The sequence below is a fragment of the Shimia gijangensis genome, assembly GCF_900142085.1.
Classification (GTDB): Bacteria; Pseudomonadota; Alphaproteobacteria; order Rhodobacterales; family Rhodobacteraceae; genus Shimia; species Shimia gijangensis.
In genome coordinates this window covers 221,739-239,890 of record NZ_FQZQ01000001.1, presented here as the reverse complement: position 1 = coordinate 239,890, position 18,152 = coordinate 221,739, and the positions used below count along the sequence as shown (strand labels likewise).

The 18,152-nt window shown below is 56.2% G+C and carries 18 protein-coding genes and 1 riboswitch; of the genes, 10 read left to right on the top strand and 8 right to left on the bottom strand.

The features are described from left to right. The first annotated feature begins 183 nt into the window (after positions 1–183). A riboswitch (cobalamin riboswitch) is annotated at positions 184–386 on the top strand. Between the two features lie 38 nt (positions 387–424). Both BUC32_RS01100 and BUC32_RS01095 read left to right on the top strand, forming a co-directional pair. Then, positions 425–595: a CbtB domain-containing protein gene (locus tag BUC32_RS01100; RefSeq protein ID WP_073248507.1), complete on the top strand. Its 171-nt coding sequence runs from the start codon at positions 425–427 to the stop codon at positions 593–595. Between the two features lie 15 nt (positions 596–610). Continuing rightward, the gene (locus tag BUC32_RS01095) at positions 611–1,300 is read left to right on the top strand and encodes a CbtA family protein (RefSeq protein WP_073248505.1); all 690 of its coding nucleotides are present in this window, start codon (positions 611–613) and stop codon (positions 1,298–1,300) included. Between the two features lie 29 nt (positions 1,301–1,329). Here BUC32_RS01095 and BUC32_RS01090 read toward each other — a convergent pair whose 3' ends face one another. After that, positions 1,330–1,662, bottom strand: coding sequence for a DUF1636 family protein (locus BUC32_RS01090; RefSeq protein WP_073248503.1), 333 nt, complete (start codon positions 1,660–1,662; stop codon positions 1,330–1,332). A gap of 78 nt (positions 1,663–1,740) precedes the next feature. Here BUC32_RS01090 and BUC32_RS01085 point away from each other — a divergent pair, with 78 nt between their 5' ends. After that, positions 1,741–2,199, top strand: coding sequence for a GNAT family N-acetyltransferase (locus BUC32_RS01085; RefSeq protein WP_073248501.1), 459 nt, complete (start codon positions 1,741–1,743; stop codon positions 2,197–2,199). Between the two features lie 7 nt (positions 2,200–2,206). On the opposite strand, the gene BUC32_RS01080 is transcribed toward BUC32_RS01085, so the two are convergent. Then, on the bottom strand, positions 2,207–2,533 hold the full coding sequence (locus tag BUC32_RS01080; protein ID WP_073248500.1) for a hypothetical protein: 327 nt from the start codon (positions 2,531–2,533) through the stop codon (positions 2,207–2,209). A gap of 136 nt (positions 2,534–2,669) precedes the next feature. On the opposite strand from BUC32_RS01080, the gene BUC32_RS01075 reads away from it, so the two are divergent. Further along, the gene (locus BUC32_RS01075) at positions 2,670–3,884 is read left to right on the top strand and encodes a TsoY family (seleno)protein (RefSeq protein WP_073248498.1); all 1,215 of its coding nucleotides are present in this window, start codon (positions 2,670–2,672) and stop codon (positions 3,882–3,884) included. A 91-nt stretch (positions 3,885–3,975) separates the two neighbouring features. Here BUC32_RS01075 and BUC32_RS01070 read toward each other — a convergent pair whose 3' ends face one another. Next, entirely contained in the window at positions 3,976–5,187 is a 1,212-nt protein-coding gene (locus tag BUC32_RS01070; protein ID WP_139280602.1) for an aminotransferase-like domain-containing protein, read from the bottom strand. Between the two features lie 162 nt (positions 5,188–5,349). On the opposite strand from BUC32_RS01070, the gene BUC32_RS01065 reads away from it, so the two are divergent. Then, positions 5,350–6,117, top strand: a complete 768-nt coding sequence (locus tag BUC32_RS01065; protein WP_073248494.1) for a FadR/GntR family transcriptional regulator — start codon at positions 5,350–5,352, stop codon at positions 6,115–6,117. 74 nt (positions 6,118–6,191) lie between these two features. Here the strand turns inward: BUC32_RS01065 and BUC32_RS01060 are convergent, their stop codons facing one another. Both BUC32_RS01060 and BUC32_RS01055 read right to left on the bottom strand, forming a co-directional pair. Further along, positions 6,192–7,175, bottom strand: a complete 984-nt coding sequence (locus BUC32_RS01060; RefSeq protein WP_073248492.1) for an NAD(P)H-quinone oxidoreductase — start codon at positions 7,173–7,175, stop codon at positions 6,192–6,194. 139 nt (positions 7,176–7,314) lie between these two features. Continuing rightward, the gene (locus BUC32_RS01055) at positions 7,315–7,995 is read right to left on the bottom strand and encodes a COQ9 family protein (RefSeq protein WP_073248490.1); all 681 of its coding nucleotides are present in this window, start codon (positions 7,993–7,995) and stop codon (positions 7,315–7,317) included. A 109-nt stretch (positions 7,996–8,104) separates the two neighbouring features. Between BUC32_RS01055 and rpsU the strand changes: the two genes are divergently transcribed. Beyond that, on the top strand, positions 8,105–8,311 hold the full coding sequence (gene rpsU / locus BUC32_RS01050) for a 30S ribosomal protein S21 (protein WP_008207378.1): 207 nt from the start codon (positions 8,105–8,107) through the stop codon (positions 8,309–8,311). A gap of 133 nt (positions 8,312–8,444) precedes the next feature. Here rpsU and BUC32_RS01045 read toward each other — a convergent pair whose 3' ends face one another. After that, entirely contained in the window at positions 8,445–10,445 is a 2,001-nt protein-coding gene (locus BUC32_RS01045; protein ID WP_073248488.1) for a DEAD/DEAH box helicase, read from the bottom strand. 656 nt (positions 10,446–11,101) lie between these two features. Between BUC32_RS01045 and BUC32_RS01040 the strand changes: the two genes are divergently transcribed. The 3 genes from BUC32_RS01040 (at position 11,102) to yghU (ending at position 14,114) form a co-directional block, all read left to right on the top strand. Then, positions 11,102–11,536 carry a universal stress protein gene (locus BUC32_RS01040; protein ID WP_073248486.1) on the top strand — a complete coding sequence of 145 codons (435 nt, stop codon included), beginning with the start codon at positions 11,102–11,104 and terminating at the stop codon, positions 11,534–11,536. Between the two features lie 45 nt (positions 11,537–11,581). Continuing rightward, positions 11,582–13,084 carry an alanine/glycine:cation symporter family protein gene (locus tag BUC32_RS01035; RefSeq protein ID WP_073248484.1) on the top strand — a complete coding sequence of 501 codons (1,503 nt, stop codon included), beginning with the start codon at positions 11,582–11,584 and terminating at the stop codon, positions 13,082–13,084. Between the two features lie 157 nt (positions 13,085–13,241). After that, on the top strand, positions 13,242–14,114 hold the full coding sequence (gene yghU, locus BUC32_RS01030; RefSeq protein ID WP_073248482.1) for a glutathione-dependent disulfide-bond oxidoreductase: 873 nt from the start codon (positions 13,242–13,244) through the stop codon (positions 14,112–14,114). A 1-nt stretch (position 14,115) separates the two neighbouring features. On the opposite strand, the gene BUC32_RS01025 is transcribed toward yghU, so the two are convergent. Together BUC32_RS01025 and BUC32_RS01020 are read right to left on the bottom strand one after the other, a co-directional pair. Continuing rightward, positions 14,116–15,699 (bottom strand): GMC family oxidoreductase, encoded by a 1,584-nt coding sequence (locus tag BUC32_RS01025; protein ID WP_073248480.1) that lies wholly within the window; start codon positions 15,697–15,699, stop codon positions 14,116–14,118. Next, complete coding sequence (locus tag BUC32_RS01020) at positions 15,696–16,487, bottom strand: alpha/beta hydrolase (protein ID WP_073248478.1); 792 nt, start codon at positions 16,485–16,487, stop codon at positions 15,696–15,698. Before BUC32_RS01020 ends, BUC32_RS01025 begins: the two co-directional genes overlap by 4 nt. Positions 16,488–16,587: 100 nt before the next feature. Here BUC32_RS01020 and BUC32_RS01015 point away from each other — a divergent pair, with 100 nt between their 5' ends. Beyond that, positions 16,588–18,063 (top strand): NAD-dependent succinate-semialdehyde dehydrogenase, encoded by a 1,476-nt coding sequence (locus tag BUC32_RS01015; protein ID WP_073248711.1) that lies wholly within the window; start codon positions 16,588–16,590, stop codon positions 18,061–18,063. The last annotated feature ends 89 nt before the right edge of the window (positions 18,064–18,152 follow it).

The following is an 18,152-nucleotide window of genomic DNA, read 5'->3' as shown; positions in this document are numbered from 1 at the left end:
CTGGTTATTTTAGAAGCCTGCCCAAGCGATACCCCCGGAGTCAACGGCATTCCACACAATATGGCCAGAACCCGCCAGTTATCCACAAGATATTGAGTATTTGATTGGTGAGTTTTCTTTACAACAAGACGCATCGCGACAATCAGACGTCGCAATCTGTCTTGACCTTGAGGGGGCTTCGCGTCCAAACAGGGGGAGTATGGTATTCGCGCAGTTTACTGCCGGATCAAACGGGAATGTGGAACGGGCTTCGGTCTTAGCCACAGCCGCCCCCGCGACTGTAAGTGGCGAGCGCGCGTTCAAATCCACTGGAGGGCAACCTCTGGGAAGGGAATGCACCGCGTCGACCCACAAGCCAGGAGACCGGCCATGCGACTGATAAAAACCCCACCCCGTCGGGTGTGACGGGAATAGGAGAAAAGACATGACGACCAACACAACGACTTTCGCAGCTGTCCGCTCAAACACTGCAGCATTTGTTCTGGCAATGACCGTAGGTGTCGTATTGCTGACCGTTTCGGGCATGGCACAAGCCACCGTGCTGCACGATGCGGCGCACGATCAGCGTCACGCAATGGCATTTCCCTGCCACTAAGCTCGTTACGCTTTAATGACTAAAAATTTGCTGTCCAGCGCTGTGTTCGCTGGCCTGATAGCAGGGCTGTTTGCAGCTCTGCTTCAGTTCGTTTTTGTCATCCCGCTTTTGCTGGAAGGCGAATTGTATGAAACGGGTGCCCGCGTACACTTTGCGATCGAAGGCACCACCCAATCCATCAAAGAAGCGCCCGCGATTGGTGCCGACTGGAGCCGTCATCTGATGACGATCGGCTTCAATATCGTGACCTATACCGGGTACGGGCTTTTGATGGTGGCTGCTATGGGGTTTGCCCGCGAACGGTTCGGGGCGACATTGTCGGCCAAGACCGGCCTTATTTGGGGCCTGTGTGGTTTTATCGCCGTTCAACTGGCGCCAGCCTTGGGTCTGCCACCGGAACTTCCCGGTACAATTGCGGCCGAACTCACGCCCCGTCAGATCTGGTGGTCCGGAACGATCCTGTCAACGGCGGCGGGTCTTGCCATCATCGCCTTTGCGGGGGAGCTGTGGAAACAGGTCTTTGGTCTTGCTTTGGTTCTGCTGCCGCACTTCATCGGCGCGCCACATCTGGACACCTATTACGGCATTGCTCCACCAGAACTGGCGGCAGAGTTCACGACCGCGAGCCTTGGTACGGCGGCCGTCGGCTGGACAATACTCGGGTACGTCTGCGCCTATTTCTTGGTCCGCGGCGAAGACACCTGACCATAAGCGCCTTCCCTTCGGGGGAGGCGTCATTCTGCCGGTATGCGCCCTTTTAGGCAGAACCGAAGACGACCTGCGGGGCGCGCATCGTCAATAACCCCACCTTCAGCCTCAACGAACAACCGCGCCATGGCAGTGATGTCGTTTACGTCTTTGGGATTCGTGCCTGAAAACAGATAGGCCATCTTACCCGGCGCTCGGAATGCCAGCGACACGGGCTCTTCGCACAGGTTCATACAAGGTGTCAGCATGACCTCGATGTCGACTTGCAAGGCGGCACGCACAGCGTCGGCCATATCCGGTCCCGGCGTCTGCCCTTGGGCATCCAAACACGTCTCGCAAATAAACAGTTTGTGGCTCATGTTTCCCCCTTTCGCCAGACTGGACTAACCCGCGCTGCCCTGCCACACAAGCATCACGAAAACACCTGCGAGACTTCAATGAGCGATATCACCATTACCCCGGGCGACCCCCGCGATCCCCAGGCCACCGCATTGCTGGAACAAAGCCACGCCTTGATGCAGTCCTTGTTCGATCCCGAGGACAATCATTTTCTGGAAATCGGAGCGTTGTGCGTTCCCTCCATCCAGTTCTTTGTCGCCCGTGAAGACGATGTGACACTGGGCTGTGCCGCGATTGCCAACAAAGGCAACTATGGCGAGATCAAATCCCTGTTTGTCAGCCCTACTGCGCGTGGCAAAGGCATTTCACATCTCTTGATGCAGGCCTTGGACACCGCGGCGCGCACGCAAGGTTTGCTGGCTCTTAAACTGGAAACCGGTGACAAATTGACCGAGGCCCACAGTTTGTACCGCGCTCACGGCTTTGAGGATTGCGAGCCATTTGGCGACTACGAGGCCAACAAGTCCTCTATTTTCATGACCAAATCTCTGAACTAGTCGTCGCTCAGGGGCCATTGGCGATTTTTGCAAGATCATCCGGCTTTCCACATTTGAGATGGGCCACCATCATCGCGGCATCACCCCGTATCCGATCCACCGGACAGCCATAGGTTTCTTCCACCGCAATCTCTGCACGGCGCCCCAATTGCTGGCTTAGGCGCGGGGCATACTCGCGGCTGGTTCGTATGACCAACACCTGATTGTCCCGGCGGCGCAAGTCAAACGTGCTTTCCATCACCGTCACTTGCACCGGGTCAATGCCCTTGAAGTGCATCGTCGGAGAGTTGCACGCAGCCAATAAACTCAGGGATATCAGGACGATTTTTCTCATACACTCACCCTGCAGCAAACAAGGTTAACAATTCCTTTCTTGCCATCACTCTACCCTGCGCCCGCATGTCACATTTATATTCCATTTTTACTATGTGTAATATATAGCAATTACGGAATATAAATGGAGTCTCTCAATGTCCCACGCACTGAAACGCCCGGCGGACAGCTATTCGCCGCTCTATTTTCTCGCCTCTCTTGGGGCTGGCGGTCTGGCCGTCACGTTTTTTATGTATCTGATGTTCTGGGTGCCCCACCCCGGCAAACCCGTGCCAACTTTTGAGGACATCTCGGGTGCGTTCCAGACCGGAAACACACCGATGCAAACCGCCATCGTCATTGCCGTGATCGGTATTGCTGCCATGGCCATTCTGAACGTTAAGACCTTACTCTGGAACCTCTCGGCCTTCTCAGCATTCAAACGCACGGAAGGCTACAACACTTTACGCAATTCCAACGCGGAATCCACGATCATGGCCATGCCCCTGGCGCTTGCGATGACGGTGAACGCCCTGTTCATTGTTGGTTTGGTGTTTGTGCCCGGCTTGTGGAGTATTATTGAGTTTCTGTTTCCACTTGCCTTGATCGCCTTTGGTTTGATCGCAGTGCTGGCGTTTCGCATTATTGGAGATTTTCTGGGTCGCATCCTATCTAAGGGTGGTATTTTTGACGTCACCGCCAATAATTCCTTTGCCCAGATGCTGCCTGCCTTCGCGCTTTCGATGATTGCCGTTGGCTTTTCGGCCCCCGCCGCGATGAGCACCAACACCACCACCGTCGGCCTGTCATTGGTGCTGTCGACGTTTATTGGCACCGCTGCCATCGTCTACGCTTTGATTGCGATTTTCACGGCCTTCAACTCGATGCTGCATCATGGAACCGCCAAAGAAGCCGGACCCACCTTGATGATTGTGGTGCCTATTCTGACCGTGCTGGGCATCATGTTCCTGCGCCAGAACCACGGCCTGCACGCCACTTTCGACGTGCATGCCGCCAAGGCAGAGACGATGATGCTGTTGGCGCGTTTGCTTTCAGTACAAGTCGTTTTCCTGCTGCTCGGGGCTTTGGTTTTACGTCGCCAGGGGTATTTCACGGACTATGTGTTTGGCCCAAAAACTTCGCCCGGATCCTATGCCTTGGTCTGTCCCGGTGTGGCCCTGTCAGTAATGGTGCAATTCTTTGTCAATAAGGGTCTCGTTGGTGCGGGAATTATCGACAAGTTCGGCGCCGCTTACTGGGCTGTGACCGCAATCGCGTTGATCTCTCAGGTCGCGATGATTGCGCTGGTTTTACGTCTCAATCGTCAGCATTTCGGCCGGCCTGCCTCTCGGAACGCTGTGCCCGCCGAATAATCGCGGCGTTTCCCGCGACCCCTTGCGTTTCCTCCGCAAGAAAAAGGGCACCCTTGTGGTGCCCTTTTAACGTTGTGTTTACCGGGATTGGTCAGATCATTGTCTCACGGATCGCCGCGCCCAATCGGGCCATTCCGTCATCAATCATCGCCTCATTCGCACAGGAAAAGCTGAGCCGAAGCGTGTTGCCTCCGGACCCATCCGCAAAAAATGCGCGTCCGGGCACAAAGGCCAGTTTGTAAGTTTCCAATGCATACGACAACAGATCGGCTCCATCCATGCCCGCTGGCAGTGTCATCCAAACGAACATGCCACCTTCGGGTCGTGTCCACTGAACACCTTGCGGCATGTGCGCCTCAAGGGCAGCCAACATAGCTTCGCGCCGCCGACCGTAGACCGTTCTCAGCATTGATACGTGGCTGTCAAAATGCGCGTCAGCCACCCGGTGCACTGCCATCTGATTGAACGTCGCCGAATGCAAGTCTGACGCCTGCTTCATCAACACCAATTGGCTGATCACCGGCTTGGCCGCCACAACCCACCCCACGCGCAATCCCGGAGACAAGGTTTTGGAGAAACTGCCCGAATAGATCGTACGGCAGGCTTCGAGATCACCCTTGCGCGCCAGTTCCAGTGCAAGGATTGACGGCACGTCTTCTCCATCATAGCGCAACGCCTGATAGGCGGCATCTTCGATGACAGCGCAATCCAGTTCCTCGGCCATGTCTAAAACTGCTTCGCGCCCCCTCTGGTCGACGGTTTCGCCAGTTGGATTGGCAAAATCCACTGATAAATAAGCGAATTTCACCTTTCCACCCGTGGTTTCTGCTTCGCTGGCATAGTCGCTGGCGGCGCGATTTCCGTTGACACTTAACTGATCGTAACGGGGCTCGTAAGGATTGAAAGCCCCCAAAGCGCCCATGTAAGTCGGCCACCCAACCAGCGCTGTATCCCCCGGCGACAGGAACAATTTACCCAGATAGTCCAAAGCTTGCTGAGACCCGCTGGTGATCAGGATGTTGTCCGGCGTGCAAGGAACCCCGATGTCGGCCATTTGACCTGCGATCCATTCGCGCAAAGGGAGATACCCTTCGCTGACCGAATACTGCAGCGCAGTGTCGCTGCCGGTCTTCATGATCTCTGCCATGGCCGCGGCAAAGGCATCCGATGGGAACAATGCCGGATCGGGAATACCGCCCGCAAAAGATAAGATACCGGGCTTGTCCAACAATTTCAAAAGCTCGCGGATTTCCGAAGCTTTCATTCGTTCAGTGCGTGTCGCGAAAATTTGCTCGATGCTCACCTGCGGCCCTCCCATAGGTCATAATAGTTGACATAATGGGCACATCGCCGCATTAGTCAACAAGGCTGACCCAATGAAACATTTTCCGTGAACGACACGGCAAACCTTGCTCCTAAGGGGACGGTGTGGTCATATCTTCTGACCAATTGCCAAAGGTCACCCATGCCATTCCAAAAAGTCCAAACCGAAAAGCTCTCGACATCGGTCATTCGGCAGGTTGAGCTGTTGATTTTGCGAGGAATTTTGCGTCCCGGTGAACGCCTGCCGTCTGAACGCGAACTGTCAGAGCGGCTGGGCGTTTCACGCCCATCGCTGCGCGAAGCCATTTCAGAATTGCAGGAACGGGGCCTGTTGGCATCCAAAGCAGGTGCCGGAATATTTGTGGCCGATGTGTTGGGAAACGCCTTTTCCGACAGTCTGATTCGGCTGTTCGCCTCGCATGACGAAGCGGTGTTTGACTATGTTTCCTTCCGGCGAGATATGGAGGGGCTGGCCGCCGAACGCGCTGCGCGGTTTGCGTCAGACACCGATCTGCGGGTGATTCAGGCCGTGTTTGACAAAATGGAAGCCGCCCACCCCAAGCGCAATCCGTCGGACGAGGCGCGGCTGGACGCAGATTTTCATCTGGCCATTATCGAGGCCAGTCACAACGTCGTCATGCTGCATATGATGCGATCCATGTATCAGTTGTTGCGCGAGGGCGTGTTTTACAACCGCTCAGTCATGTTCAAGCAACGCACCACACGCGGTGACCTTCTTGAACAACACCGCGCGATTAATTCGGCTCTTCAGGCACGGGATGCGGATGCGTCGCGGGCCGCGGTGATTGCGCATCTCGACTATGTTGAAGCCGCGTTGTCAGATCACAAAAAGGCCGAGCGCAACGAGGAAATTGCCCGCCAGAGATTTGAGCACGAACAACGCCGCTAAGGGAGCGGGAAACGCAAAATAACCGTTTTGTACAAAACTTTCAGAGCGGACTCTCCGTTTTGTACAAAACGAAATTAACCCACCTTTAAGACAATCTTGCCGATATGGCCGCTGCTTTCCATGCGGGCATGGGCGGCGGATGCCTCGGCCAGAGGAAACTCGCTGTCCATCACCGGAGCCACGCGGCCAGCGTCCAGAAGCGGCCAGACTTTTTCGCGCAATTCAGTGGCAATGCGCGCTTTGGCAAGATCGCTTTGCGGACGCAAAGTTGACCCGGTCACGGTCAGACGACGAGTCATAATCTGCGCAAAATTCAGCTCGACCTTGGGCCCTGTAAGGAATGCGATCTGCACAAGGCGGCCATCATCCGCGAGCGTTTTGATATTGCGCGGAATGTAAGAGCCGCCGACCATATCGAGGATCAGGTTGGCGCCGCCTTCGGCGCGAAGAACATCGACAAAATCTTCATCACGGTAATTGATCGCGCGTTCGGCGCCCAACTCCAGACAGGCCGCGCATTTGTCGTCTGACCCGGCGGTTGCGAAAACACGTGCGCCAAACACATTGGCCAGCTGGATCGCCGTGGTCCCAATACCGCTGGATCCGCCATGCATCAAGAACCGTTCACCGGCTTGCAGGCCGCCGCGCATAAACACGTTGGTCCAGACCGTGAAATACGTTTCGGGCAGGCAGGCGGCCTCTTTCAGGCCCAGTCCCGATGGCACAGGCAAACAGTGCGCGGCGGGCGTCAGAACATACTCTGCATATCCACCACCGGGCAGCAAAGCGCAGACCTCGTCACCTTCGACCCAATCGCTGACGCCTGCTCCGACAGAGACAATCGTGCCGGACGCTTCGAGACCGGGCAGATCGCTGGCGGTGGGCGGGGGCGCATAGGCTCCGGCGCGCTGCAAGGCATCAGGGCGATTGACCCCGGCATACGCCACTTTGATCACCACTTCGCCAGCGCCCGGCATCGGCATCGGCCGTTCGGTCAGTTGCAACACATCCGGTCCGCCGGGTTCGGTGATTTCTATGGCGCGCATGGTTTGGGTCATCTGGGTCTCCTGTGACAGTCTTGCCTGCCAAGCTTTAGCATTGATGGGGTGGTGTGCAAGCAGGGGCGTTGCCCCTCGCGATGCCTTTGCGGGGCAAAGTCGTCGCTCACCCCAGGATATTTTGGCCAGATGATGGGTTTTACGATTCGCCGCGCCAGACACCGGGCATGTCGTGGCTTGCACCGGGCTTTTTAATTTTCTCGAGCGCAGACAAGGGCCCCTGAACCAGTTTGCCGAATGGGCTGGCCTTGAACTGTGCCTTGGCCTTTTCGAACTGCATCACGTTTTCGATGCGCCGGTCCAGAAACGCCCATGTCGCCGCGTGATCTTCGCTGTCGTCGCCAAGCCAGTAGAGCACAGTTGAGCCATAAACGCCGGACAGTGTTGCGCGTTTGGTGTACCAGTTGAAATCTTCTGAGCTGTCGCCAAGCGCATTCCAGATCGCGTCACATGTGCCCCAGATCAGTTCAGCGCCGATGCCTGCATATTGAGGCAGCGAAAACAGGGTTGTGCCGCGACGCACCGCCTCTTTGTCAGTGCAGGCCTCAAGGCGAAATCGCACCAGCGCAGCCACTTTTTCACTATAGCGCAGATCGGACACCTCTTCGGTTTCGAATCGGGTGACCATTTCGCCGTCGCCACGTTTGTGAAAAGCCACAGCCAGATCCACAGCACCGCGCGGGCAAACTGAATGGGCAAGTGCCGGCTCCACACCACAATCTTCAATCGCGGCATCGAATGTGGCCTTAGACCAGCCGTCAAACGCCACGTGATCCAGGGCAGCATCAAGCAATTTGGATTTAGGATCGGGGGTGGTCATGACGCTCTCCTTGAACTCGGGCGCATACTAGACAAAGCAAACCGGCTTTGCTATAGGGCCAATTCCTGCAAATCCTTGCAACTCAACTTAGAAAGGTGGTGAAAACCACATGCAGGTTAGTGTTCGTGACAACAATGTCGATCAGGCGCTTCGTGCCCTGAAGAAAAAGCTACAGCGTGAAGGTGTCTTCCGTGAAATGAAGCTCAAGCAGCATTTCGAGAAGCCGTCCGAGAAAAAAGCGCGCGAGAAAGCTGAAGCGATCCGCCGTGCCCGTAAACTGGCACGTAAGAAAGCCCAGCGCGAAGGTATGCTCTAAGAGCCTCTTTCGTAGCTTTGGACACCAAAGTTAGACGACCCCCGTGGCCCAGCCTCGGGGGTTTGTCGTTTTTTGGGGGCGTGAATTTGTAAATTGGGCGGTGGCACATGGCCAGCCGCCCTTTTTTGACGCTTTAGCGCGTAGGTCCGCTGCGTTTACCCGCCTTGCGCACCTGAGCTTTGGCCTCGGCACGCGCACGATTCTTTTTGCTGTTGGGTTTGCCAGCGGGTGGGGGTGGGCCTTTGGGTTTGCCACCCGGTTTCCCACTAGGCTTGCCAGATCTTGCAGGCTTGCCTTCTTCTGGGCGACGGCGCGCAGGGCCATGGCCACCGTCACCGGCAGGCGCATAGGTTTTCGCCTTTTGGCCAGGCTTTTTGTCTTTGGGCTTGTCCGATGGCTTTGGCTTCTTGGTGCGCGGTTCGGGGGCGTCGTTCCAATCGATCGGAGCGCTTGATTTTGGCTTGGGCGCGCGGGGCTTGGGGGCGGCGCCGTCATCATCGCGTTGACCGCGATGTGGCTTTGGTTTGCCCTTACCTTTGAATTCTGGACGTGCGGGGCGATCGAGTACGGGTGCCTGGTCCAGTTGTACAAGGGCAGCGCCCCCTTCGACCTTCATGTCGTCGCCAATCGCCGAGAGAAAGCCAGAAACACTGGATTTTCTAATCTCGACATAGGACTGATCATACTGAATGCGGATCGCACCAAAGTCGTCTTTGGTGAGGTTGCCGGCCTTGCACAGCATTGGCAGCAGACGGCCCGGAACCGCGTCAGCCTTGCGACCACCGGCAACTGAGAACCAGACGCTGGGGCCAAACTCTTTGCGGGGCTCGGGTTTGGTGTTCACATCCGACAGTTCTTCTGCTGCGGTGTGCGACGAGCGATAGAGCTGAAGATAGGCTGTCGCGATTTGCTCGACCGTAAAGCTGTCGACCAGCTTTTGAACGGCGCCCATTTCGGTTTCCGGGGTCGGTTCTGTCCAGACCGGATCAGCCAGCATGCGTTCTTCGTCGCGGGCCTGAACTTCGGATGCCGACGGGGCGCCGCCCCATTCGGCTTTGACTTTGGCGCCGCCCAGAATGCGTTGGGCTTTCTTTTGAACCTTTTTGGTAACGATCAGCGCACTGACGCCTTTGCGACCGGCGCGTCCTGTACGGCCCGAACGGTGCAGCAAAGTTTCGTGGTTGGATGGCAATTCAGCGTGCACCACCAAATCAAGGTTGGGCAAATCGATGCCGCGCGCAGCAACATCAGTGGCCACACAGACCTGTGCCCGCCCATCCCGCATGGCCTGCAGCGCGTGGGTGCGCTCGGCCTGAGACAGTTCGCCGGACAGGGCCACAACCTGAAAACCACGGTTGGACAGACGGGTGGTCAGACGGTTGACCATGGCGCGTGTGTTGCAAAAGACGATGGCATTTGGCGCCTCGTAGAATCGCAGTGTGTTGATCACGGCATTATCGGTATCGCGGTCAGAGACCATCATGGCGCGATATTCGATATCGGCGTGCTGGCCTTCTTCGGATTTCGTGACCACGCGGACGGCGTCGCGCTGATAGTTCTTGGCCAGATGGGTGATGGATTTTGGCACGGTGGCAGAAAACAGCAAGGTCTGACGATCTTCCGGCGCTTCGCCAAGGATGAACTCAAGATCTTCGCGGAACCCGAGGTCGAGCATTTCGTCCGCTTCGTCCAGAACCACGGCGCGCAACTGAGACAGATCAATTGAACCCCGCATGATGTGATCGCGCAAACGACCCGGTGTGGCGACCACGATATGCGCCCCGCGTGCCAGCGCACGGCGCTCGTCGCGCATATCCATACCGCCAACGCAGGACGCCATATGCACGCCAGCCTTGGCATAAAGCCAGCTGAGTTCGCGTTTGACCTGAAGCGCCAGTTCGCGGGTGGGCGCGATGACCAGAGCCAGTGGTGCCTCGGCCGGGTCGAATGCGTCCGCATCACCCAAAAGGGTGGGTGCAATGCTAAGACCAAAGCCAACGGTTTTACCCGAGCCGGTTTGCGCCGACACCAAAAGGTCAGAGCCTTGCAGGGCGGGGTCTAAGACAGCCTCTTGAACAGGTGTCAGTTTTTCATATCCACGTGCATCGAGCGCGTCACGGAGAGCTTGTTTCACAACGGTAACTTCTTTTCCCAGGGGTTTTGCTCACACAACACCGCCAGTTGGCCTGTCCATTACAGGCCGCCCCACCGTCATTTAAGAGCAACAAGCGCTGCACTTAGAACAAATGGGCAGGAATGTATAGCACCGCTCTGCGGAATGGGGATCACAAAGGGCATGATTTCGACGACGTGAGAATGGGCATTTGCGGATGTCAGCGTCGGCGGCAGAAAATCAACCAGCTTAAGTTGAGTGAGCGCACAAACAAACTTCACCAAATCACCTATCGCTCAGGGGCGCCAAATCTGGCGTGGCCTCAGAAATTTTGTCGATTTTATGCAACAAATGACAATTGCGAGGAAAGTTTCGTCAGGTTTTTGGCCAAATTCTCCAATATTTTTATGTCCAAATGTAACATAGCTTTATGTCCACTTTCCCTCATAGGTTGTCAATCATCTTCTTGTGCATGTCGACTTATATCCTCCTGAAAAACAACCAATTATTTTGAAGCAGCCTCGCTGGATTCGGTTTCGACTGAGCGCGACGCGCTACCAATTTGCGTTCCAAAATTGCGCAACAACTGTGCACCGGCAGCGCAAAACGTCGCAAAATTGTGCAGTCTGACGTAGGGTTGCGGGGCCATACAGGCCAAATTCGCGAAAGGAATGACAATGTCAAACTCCGTATTACTTGCAATCGACGGAAGTGCGGGCGGGGAAAGGGCGCTCCAATATGCCATGGAACGCGCCAAGCTCGGCGGTGCGAAACTAATCGTTGCATACGTCATCGAATGGTCTCAGTACTCGTTCAACACACCCGAAGAAAACGCTGAGCGTCACAAGCGGCGCGAGCAAGAGATCAAACGGGCGACAGAAACCATCGTTGACCCAGCCGCCAAGGTTCTGAAAGCAGCAGACATCGATTGCCAAACGGTCGTCACCCACGGCCCTCCGGCAGAAACACTGATCAAGCTTGCCAACAAATACGAGGTTGCGCAGATCGTGATCGGTCGTCGTGGGCAATCGGGCATCAAAGCCCTTTTGTTCGGCAGTGTTGCCGGCAACCTTATCCAGACTTCTCCGGTTCCGGTTGTCGTGGTTCCCTAGGAACACGCCGGAAACTCTGAACAAAAAAACAAACAGGGACAGAAAATGATAAGATTTTTTGCAGCAGCTTTTGCTCTTGTTATGCTCGCGTTGCCAGCGCATGCGGGTTTTGACGAGGCTATCAACGCTGCCACAGCACCCATCGCAAGCGCAGTAGGTGCCTTTGTATTCTTCAAGATTCCAGTTCTTGGCGCGCAGCTTCCGCTGGTGGTGCTTTGGTTGGTGATCGGCGCGGTGTTCTTTACCTTCTACATGGGGTTTGTGAACGTACGCGGCTTTAAACACGCCATTCAACTGGTGCGCGGTGACTATGCCGACCCGGAAAGCCCTGGTGAGGTGTCGCACTTTCAGGCACTTGCCACAGCCGTTTCGGGCACAGTGGGTATTGGTAACATCGGGGGTGTCGCGGTTGCGGTGACCATCGGTGGTGCGGGTGCCACATTCTGGCTGATCGTGGCCGGTTTCCTGGGCATGTCGACCAAGTTCGTGGAATGTACGCTGGGTGTGAAATACCGGCAGGAAAACCCGGACGGTTCCGTCTCGGGTGGTCCGATGTACTACATGAAAAAGGGCTTTGAAGAGCGCGGCATGGAGGGCTTTGGCAAGTTCATGGGCACCTTCTATGCGATTGGTATTTTCGTTGGTGCATTGGGCATTGGCAACATGTTCCAGTCAAACCAAGCCTACGTTCAACTGAACACAGTGGCCGGTGGCGCACTGGACGGCCTGGGCTGGCTGGTTGGCTTGATCCTTGCTGCCGTGGTGTTCATGGTGATCATCGGTGGTATCAAATCCATCGCGCGCGTGACTGAAAAGATCGTGCCTTTCATGGCCGTATTTTACTGTGTCTTTGCGATCATCGTGATCCTGATGAACTTTACCTCGATCCCTGCCGCCATCGGCAACATCTTTGCAGGTGCCTTTACCGGTGCTGGCGTTCAGGGTGGTGCGATTGGTGCGTTGATCATTGGTTTCCAACGGGCGGTGTTCTCGAACGAAGCCGGTATCGGGTCTGCGTCTATCGCCCACGCGGCGGTGCGTACACCCGAGCCTGTGACCGAAGGTTACGTTTCCCTTCTGGAGCCGTTCATCGACACAATCGTCATCTGTACCATCACGGCATTGGTGATCGGTACCAGCCAGGTGGCTGATCCGAACTTTGCCGGTGACGCAACAGGTGTGGCCATGACCTCGGCTGCGTTCGAACGTCAAATTGGTTGGTTCCCGATCCCACTGGCCTTTGGTGCGCTTTTGTTTGCCTTCTCGACCATGATCTCGTGGTCGTACTATGGGCTCAAGGGTTGGACGTATCTGTTTGGCGAAGGCCAGATGGGTCAGACAATCTATAAGCTGATGTTCTGTGCCTTTGTGGCACTGGGCTGTATGGTTCAGCTTGGGCCAATTCTGGATATCTCGGACGCTCTGGTCTTCCTGATCTGTGTGCCGAACATCCTTGGCCTCTACTTCCTGGCGCCAATCGTCAAGCGTGAGATGGTCAGCTATATGGCGCGTCTCGACAGTGGTGAAATCAAGAAATACAACCACTGATCTGACGAACATACGAACGACCTTCCGCCCTGCACCTCTGGTGTGGGGCGGAAACTTTTTCGGGATATCGCACACACCCCCTGCAATTCTGATTGGGAACGCCTAAGTTAACCCAAACCAATGCAATACACAGATAGATTACACAGGGCGCGATACCATGACCGATACATACACACCCCCCAAAGTCTGGACCTGTGACAGCGAAAGCGGCGGCAAGTTTGCCAGCATCAACCGCCCCATCGCGGGGCCAACTCATGACAAAGACTTACCGGTGGGTGAACACCCCTATCAGCTTTATTCACTGGCCACGCCCAACGGCGTGAAGGTCACGGTGATGCTCGAAGAACTACTGGCCGAGGGCCACAAGGGGGCCGAGTATGACGCATGGCTGATCAATATCGGCGATGGCGATCAGTTTGGCTCGGGCTTTGTCGATGTGAATCCAAACTCAAAAATCCCGGCCTTGATGGATCGCAGTGGCACAACACCAACCCGCGTTTTTGAATCCGGTGCTATCCTGTTGCATCTGGCCGAAACCTTTGATGCCTTCCTTGGGCCAAAGGAAAAGCGCCCTGAGATGTTGAGCTGGCTGTTCTGGCAGATGGGCAGCGCGCCCTATCTGGGCGGCGGTTTTGGCCACTTTTACGCCTATGCGCCAGAGAAATGGCAGTATCCGATTGACCGGTTCGCCATGGAGACCAAACGCCAGCTGGACGTGTTGAACCGGCATCTGGCAGACAATCGTTATATGGTGGGGGATGACTATAGCATCGCCGACATCGCGATCTGGTCATGGTACGGCGCACTGGCGCTGGGACGCTTGTATGAAGCGGCTGAGTTTCTGGATGTCGCCAGCTATGAGCACGTGCAACGCTGGGCCAACGAGATCAACGACCGTCCGGCAGTAAAGCGCGGTGTTATGGTCAACCGTGCGTGGGCCGATCTGGACAAGCAGCTTCGCGAACGTCACGACGCGGGCGACTTTGAAACCCAGACGCAAGACAAATTGGAACCAGCAGAAGAGGCGTAAACTACGCCCCTTCCAAAATCATCTGACTTGCTTTCTCGCCGATCATAATGGTCGGCGAGTTTGTATTTCCGCTGGTGATAGTTGGCATGATTGATGCATCAGCAACGCGCAGGCCGTTGATGCCTTTCATCCGCAGCTTTGCATCCAGTGGTGCGGCATCTTCCATACCCATGCGTACGGTGCTGACCGGGTGAAAGATCGTGGTGCCAATATCGCCCGCCGCTTTGGCAAGGTCTGCGTCATCCTGCGCTGTGATGCCGGGTTTCATCTCTTGGGGGCTGTATTTCGCCATTGGCGCCTGTGCCATGATCTGGCGCGCTTGTTTCAGGGCCGCGACGGCCACTGCGCGATCTCCTTCGGTGGACAGGTAGTTCGGGGCAATCTCTGGGGCGTCTGTTGGGTCAGGTGAGATGATGCGCACGTGCCCGCGGCTTTCGGGGCGCAGGTTGCAAACGCTGGCGGTCATGGCCGGGAAATCGTGCAGCGGCTGACCAAAGGCCTCAAGCGTCAAAGGCTGAACGTGGTATTCCAGATCAGGCGTTTCCAGATCAGGGCGGGATTTGGTGAAGGCCCCCAGTTGGGAAGGGGCCATCGACATCGGCCCCGAGCGTTTCAGCAGATACTCCAGCCCAATCTTGGCCTTGCCAAATAAAGAATTGGCCATGGTGTTCAGCGTCTTGGCTCCATCCAGTTTCCACGCGCAACGCAGTTGCAAATGATCCTGAAGGTTTTCACCAACGCCCGGCGCATCCAGCTGGGTTTCAACCCCGTGTTTCTGCAACAAATCGCCGGGGCCGATGCCCGAGAGTTGCAGGATTTGCGGCGTGTTGACCGCGCCCGCAGACAAGATCACTTCGGCGTTGCAGCGCGCCTGTATGACCGTGCCATTTTGCGTGTATTCCACCCCAACCGCGTGGCCATCTTCGACCAAAACGCGCGTGGTCAGGGCGTGGGTTTCGATTTTGAGCTTCGACTCTTTAATGGGCCGCAAGAACGCTTTGGCTGTATTCAGGCGCCAGCCATTGTTCTGGTTCACTTTGAAATAGCCAACACCTTCGTTGTTGCCGGTGTTGAAGTCATCCGTGCTGGGCACGCCTGCGGCATTGGCGGCGGCCATCCAATCGTCCAGCACATCCCAATGCAGGCGCTGGTTATCAACGTGCCATTCCCCGCCAACCCCGTGCATTTCGGACGGGCCATCCATGTAATCCTCGACCTTTTTGAACATTGGCAGCACGTCGTCCCAACCCCAGCCGGGATTGCCCATTTGTCGCCAAAGGTCATAGTCCGCCGCCTGCCCGCGCAGATACAACATGCCGTTGATCGACGAACACCCTCCCAACACTTTGCCGCGTGGATATAGTAGCGACCGGCCATTCAGGCCCTTGTCGGGGGCGGTTTTATACATCCAGTCGGTGCGGGGATTTCCGATGCAATAGAGATACCCCATCGGGATATGAATCCAGTGGTAATTGTCGCGCCCACCGGCTTCGAGCAGCAGCACTTTGTGGCCTGCCGTGCTCAGGCGATTGGCCACCACACATCCCGCACTGCCGGCACCGACAACGATATAATCCCAGCTCATTCCTCGCCCTCTTCCGCCAGACACCGCACCATTGCGCTGTTGGTATTCGCCAAGGCATCTATCACGTCGAAATGGTGCAGACCTTGATCCACGACATGCCCGCATCCCCATGCCTCGGCCAGCCAGCGTGCCTGATCCAGAAACGCAGGGCGTTCATCGCTGCCGACCCAAGACGTGATTGGGATATCATGGAAATCGGTGCATAGCGCCGGGCTTTCAGCAACAGCGCCGGCCATATCCAACCCAAAAGTTTCATTCATCGAGGTTTCCAAAAGCGGGCGCAGATCGGACACCGGTGAGATGGGCATCACATGTTGCAACCGACGCACTACATCGTCCGGCAAGACCCCAGCGCATGCCATCCGCGCGACCAGATGCCCGCCCGCGGAATGCCCGGCCAGAATGATCGGACCCGCAACCTGATGCGCGGCCTTGGTGATCGCCTGCGCTATTTGTCGGGTGATGTCAGCAATCTGAACATCCGGGCACAGATCATAGGACGGCATGGCAACCGACCACCCCCGTGCCAACATGCCAGCGGCCAAATGGGACCAATAGGATTTGTCTAAGGCTTTCCAATATCCACCATGCACAAAGACGAAGAGCCCCCGGGATTCGCCGTCCGGCAGAAACACGTCCATCACCTGTCGCGGGCTATCTCCATAGGCCAGATCCCCATGAGTGAGGTGTTTTGCGCGAAACGATTCGGCCATGGCCTGCCACTTTGGCGGGTAGGAATCGGCCCCTTTTATGTAAGCCCCATTGGCATAATCGTCATCTAACCGCATTTTCCACCTTTATTTGATCAAATTCTGGACTTAAGGATTTTTCTGGACAAGGTTAGCCGCAATTGCTTTGACCTTTCGAGTGAAAATCCCGGAGACCATGATGCTTGATACAGTTACCGACCTCAAATCGCTATTGAACGATCCTTCCCTGCTGGAAACCCGTGCCTATATCGGCGGCCAGTGGGTCGAAGGCGACAATGGCACATATGATGTGACCAACCCGGCGCGTGGCGACGTGATTGCCCAAGTGGCCGATCTCAGCCGTGCGCAAGTTGCTGGCGCCATCGCGCAAGCCGAAGCGGCCCAAAAGGAATGGGCCAGCTGGACCGGTAAAGAACGCGCTGCTGTTCTACGCAAATGGTTCAACCTGATGATGGAGAACCAAAACGATCTGGGCATCATCCTGACTGCCGAAATGGGCAAGCCTCTGGCTGAAGCTGTGGGTGAAGTTGCCTATGGTGCGTCGTTTATCGAATTCTTTGCCGAAGAAGCCAAGCGTATCTATGGCGAAACCATTCCGGGTCACCAGCGCGACAAGCGTATCACAGTGATCAAACAGCCGATCGGTGTGGCCGCGTCAATCACGCCATGGAACTTTCCGAACGCAATGATCACCCGCAAGGCTGGCCCAGCGCTGGCTGCAGGCTGTGCCTTTGTCGCGCGCCCGGCTGCGGAAACACCGCTGTCGGCCATCGTTCTGGGTGTGCTGGCGGATCGCGCGGGCATCCCGGCGGGCGTGTTGAACATCGTGACATCGTCGCGCGCCAGCGAGATCGGCAAAGAGTTCTGCGAAAACGACGCTGTGCGCAAGCTGACCTTTACCGGATCAACCGAAGTGGGCCGCATCCTGCTGCGTCAGGCCGCAGACAGCGTGATGAAATGCTCGATGGAGCTGGGTGGCAACGCGCCGTTCATCGTGTTTGACGATGCCGACCTGGACGCCGCCGTCGAAGGCGCGATCATGTGCAAGTTCCGCAACAACGGTCAGACCTGTGTCTGTGCGAACCGCATCTATGTTCAGTCCGGTGTTTATGACGAATTTGCAGCCAAGCTGAAGGCACGCGTTGAAACCATGTCGGTTGGCGATGGTCTTGCCGATGGCACCATCTTTGGACCGCTGATCAACGGCGAAGCCGTGGAAAAAGTGCAGGAGCACATTGCAGACGCCAAAGCCAAAGGCGGCAACGTGATCCTGGGCGGTGCCTCGTCGGATCTGGGTGGCACATTCTTCCAGCCAACCATCGTCACCGGCGCCACCAAAGACATGCTGGTGTCCGTGGATGAAACCTTTGGCCCCTTCGCGCCTTTGTTCAAATTTGAGGACGAAGACGAAGTGATCGCCATGGCCAACGACACGATCTTTGGTCTGGCATCCTACTTCTACGCCAAGGACCTGAGCCGCGTTTACAAAGTGGCCGAGGCGCTGGAATACGGCATTGTTGGTGTGAACACTGGCATCATCTCAACCGAGGTGGCCCCGTTTGGTGGCGTGAAGCAATCGGGTCTGGGCCGCGAGGGTTCGCACCACGGCATCGAAGATTACCTTGAAATGAAATACATCTGTATGTCGGTCTAAACGACCCGCAGATCAGGGATATGAGGGGCGCTTTTTGAGGCGCCCCTTTTTCTTTGCAAAAAAGTTCAAAGTCTTGCCAAGGATTGACC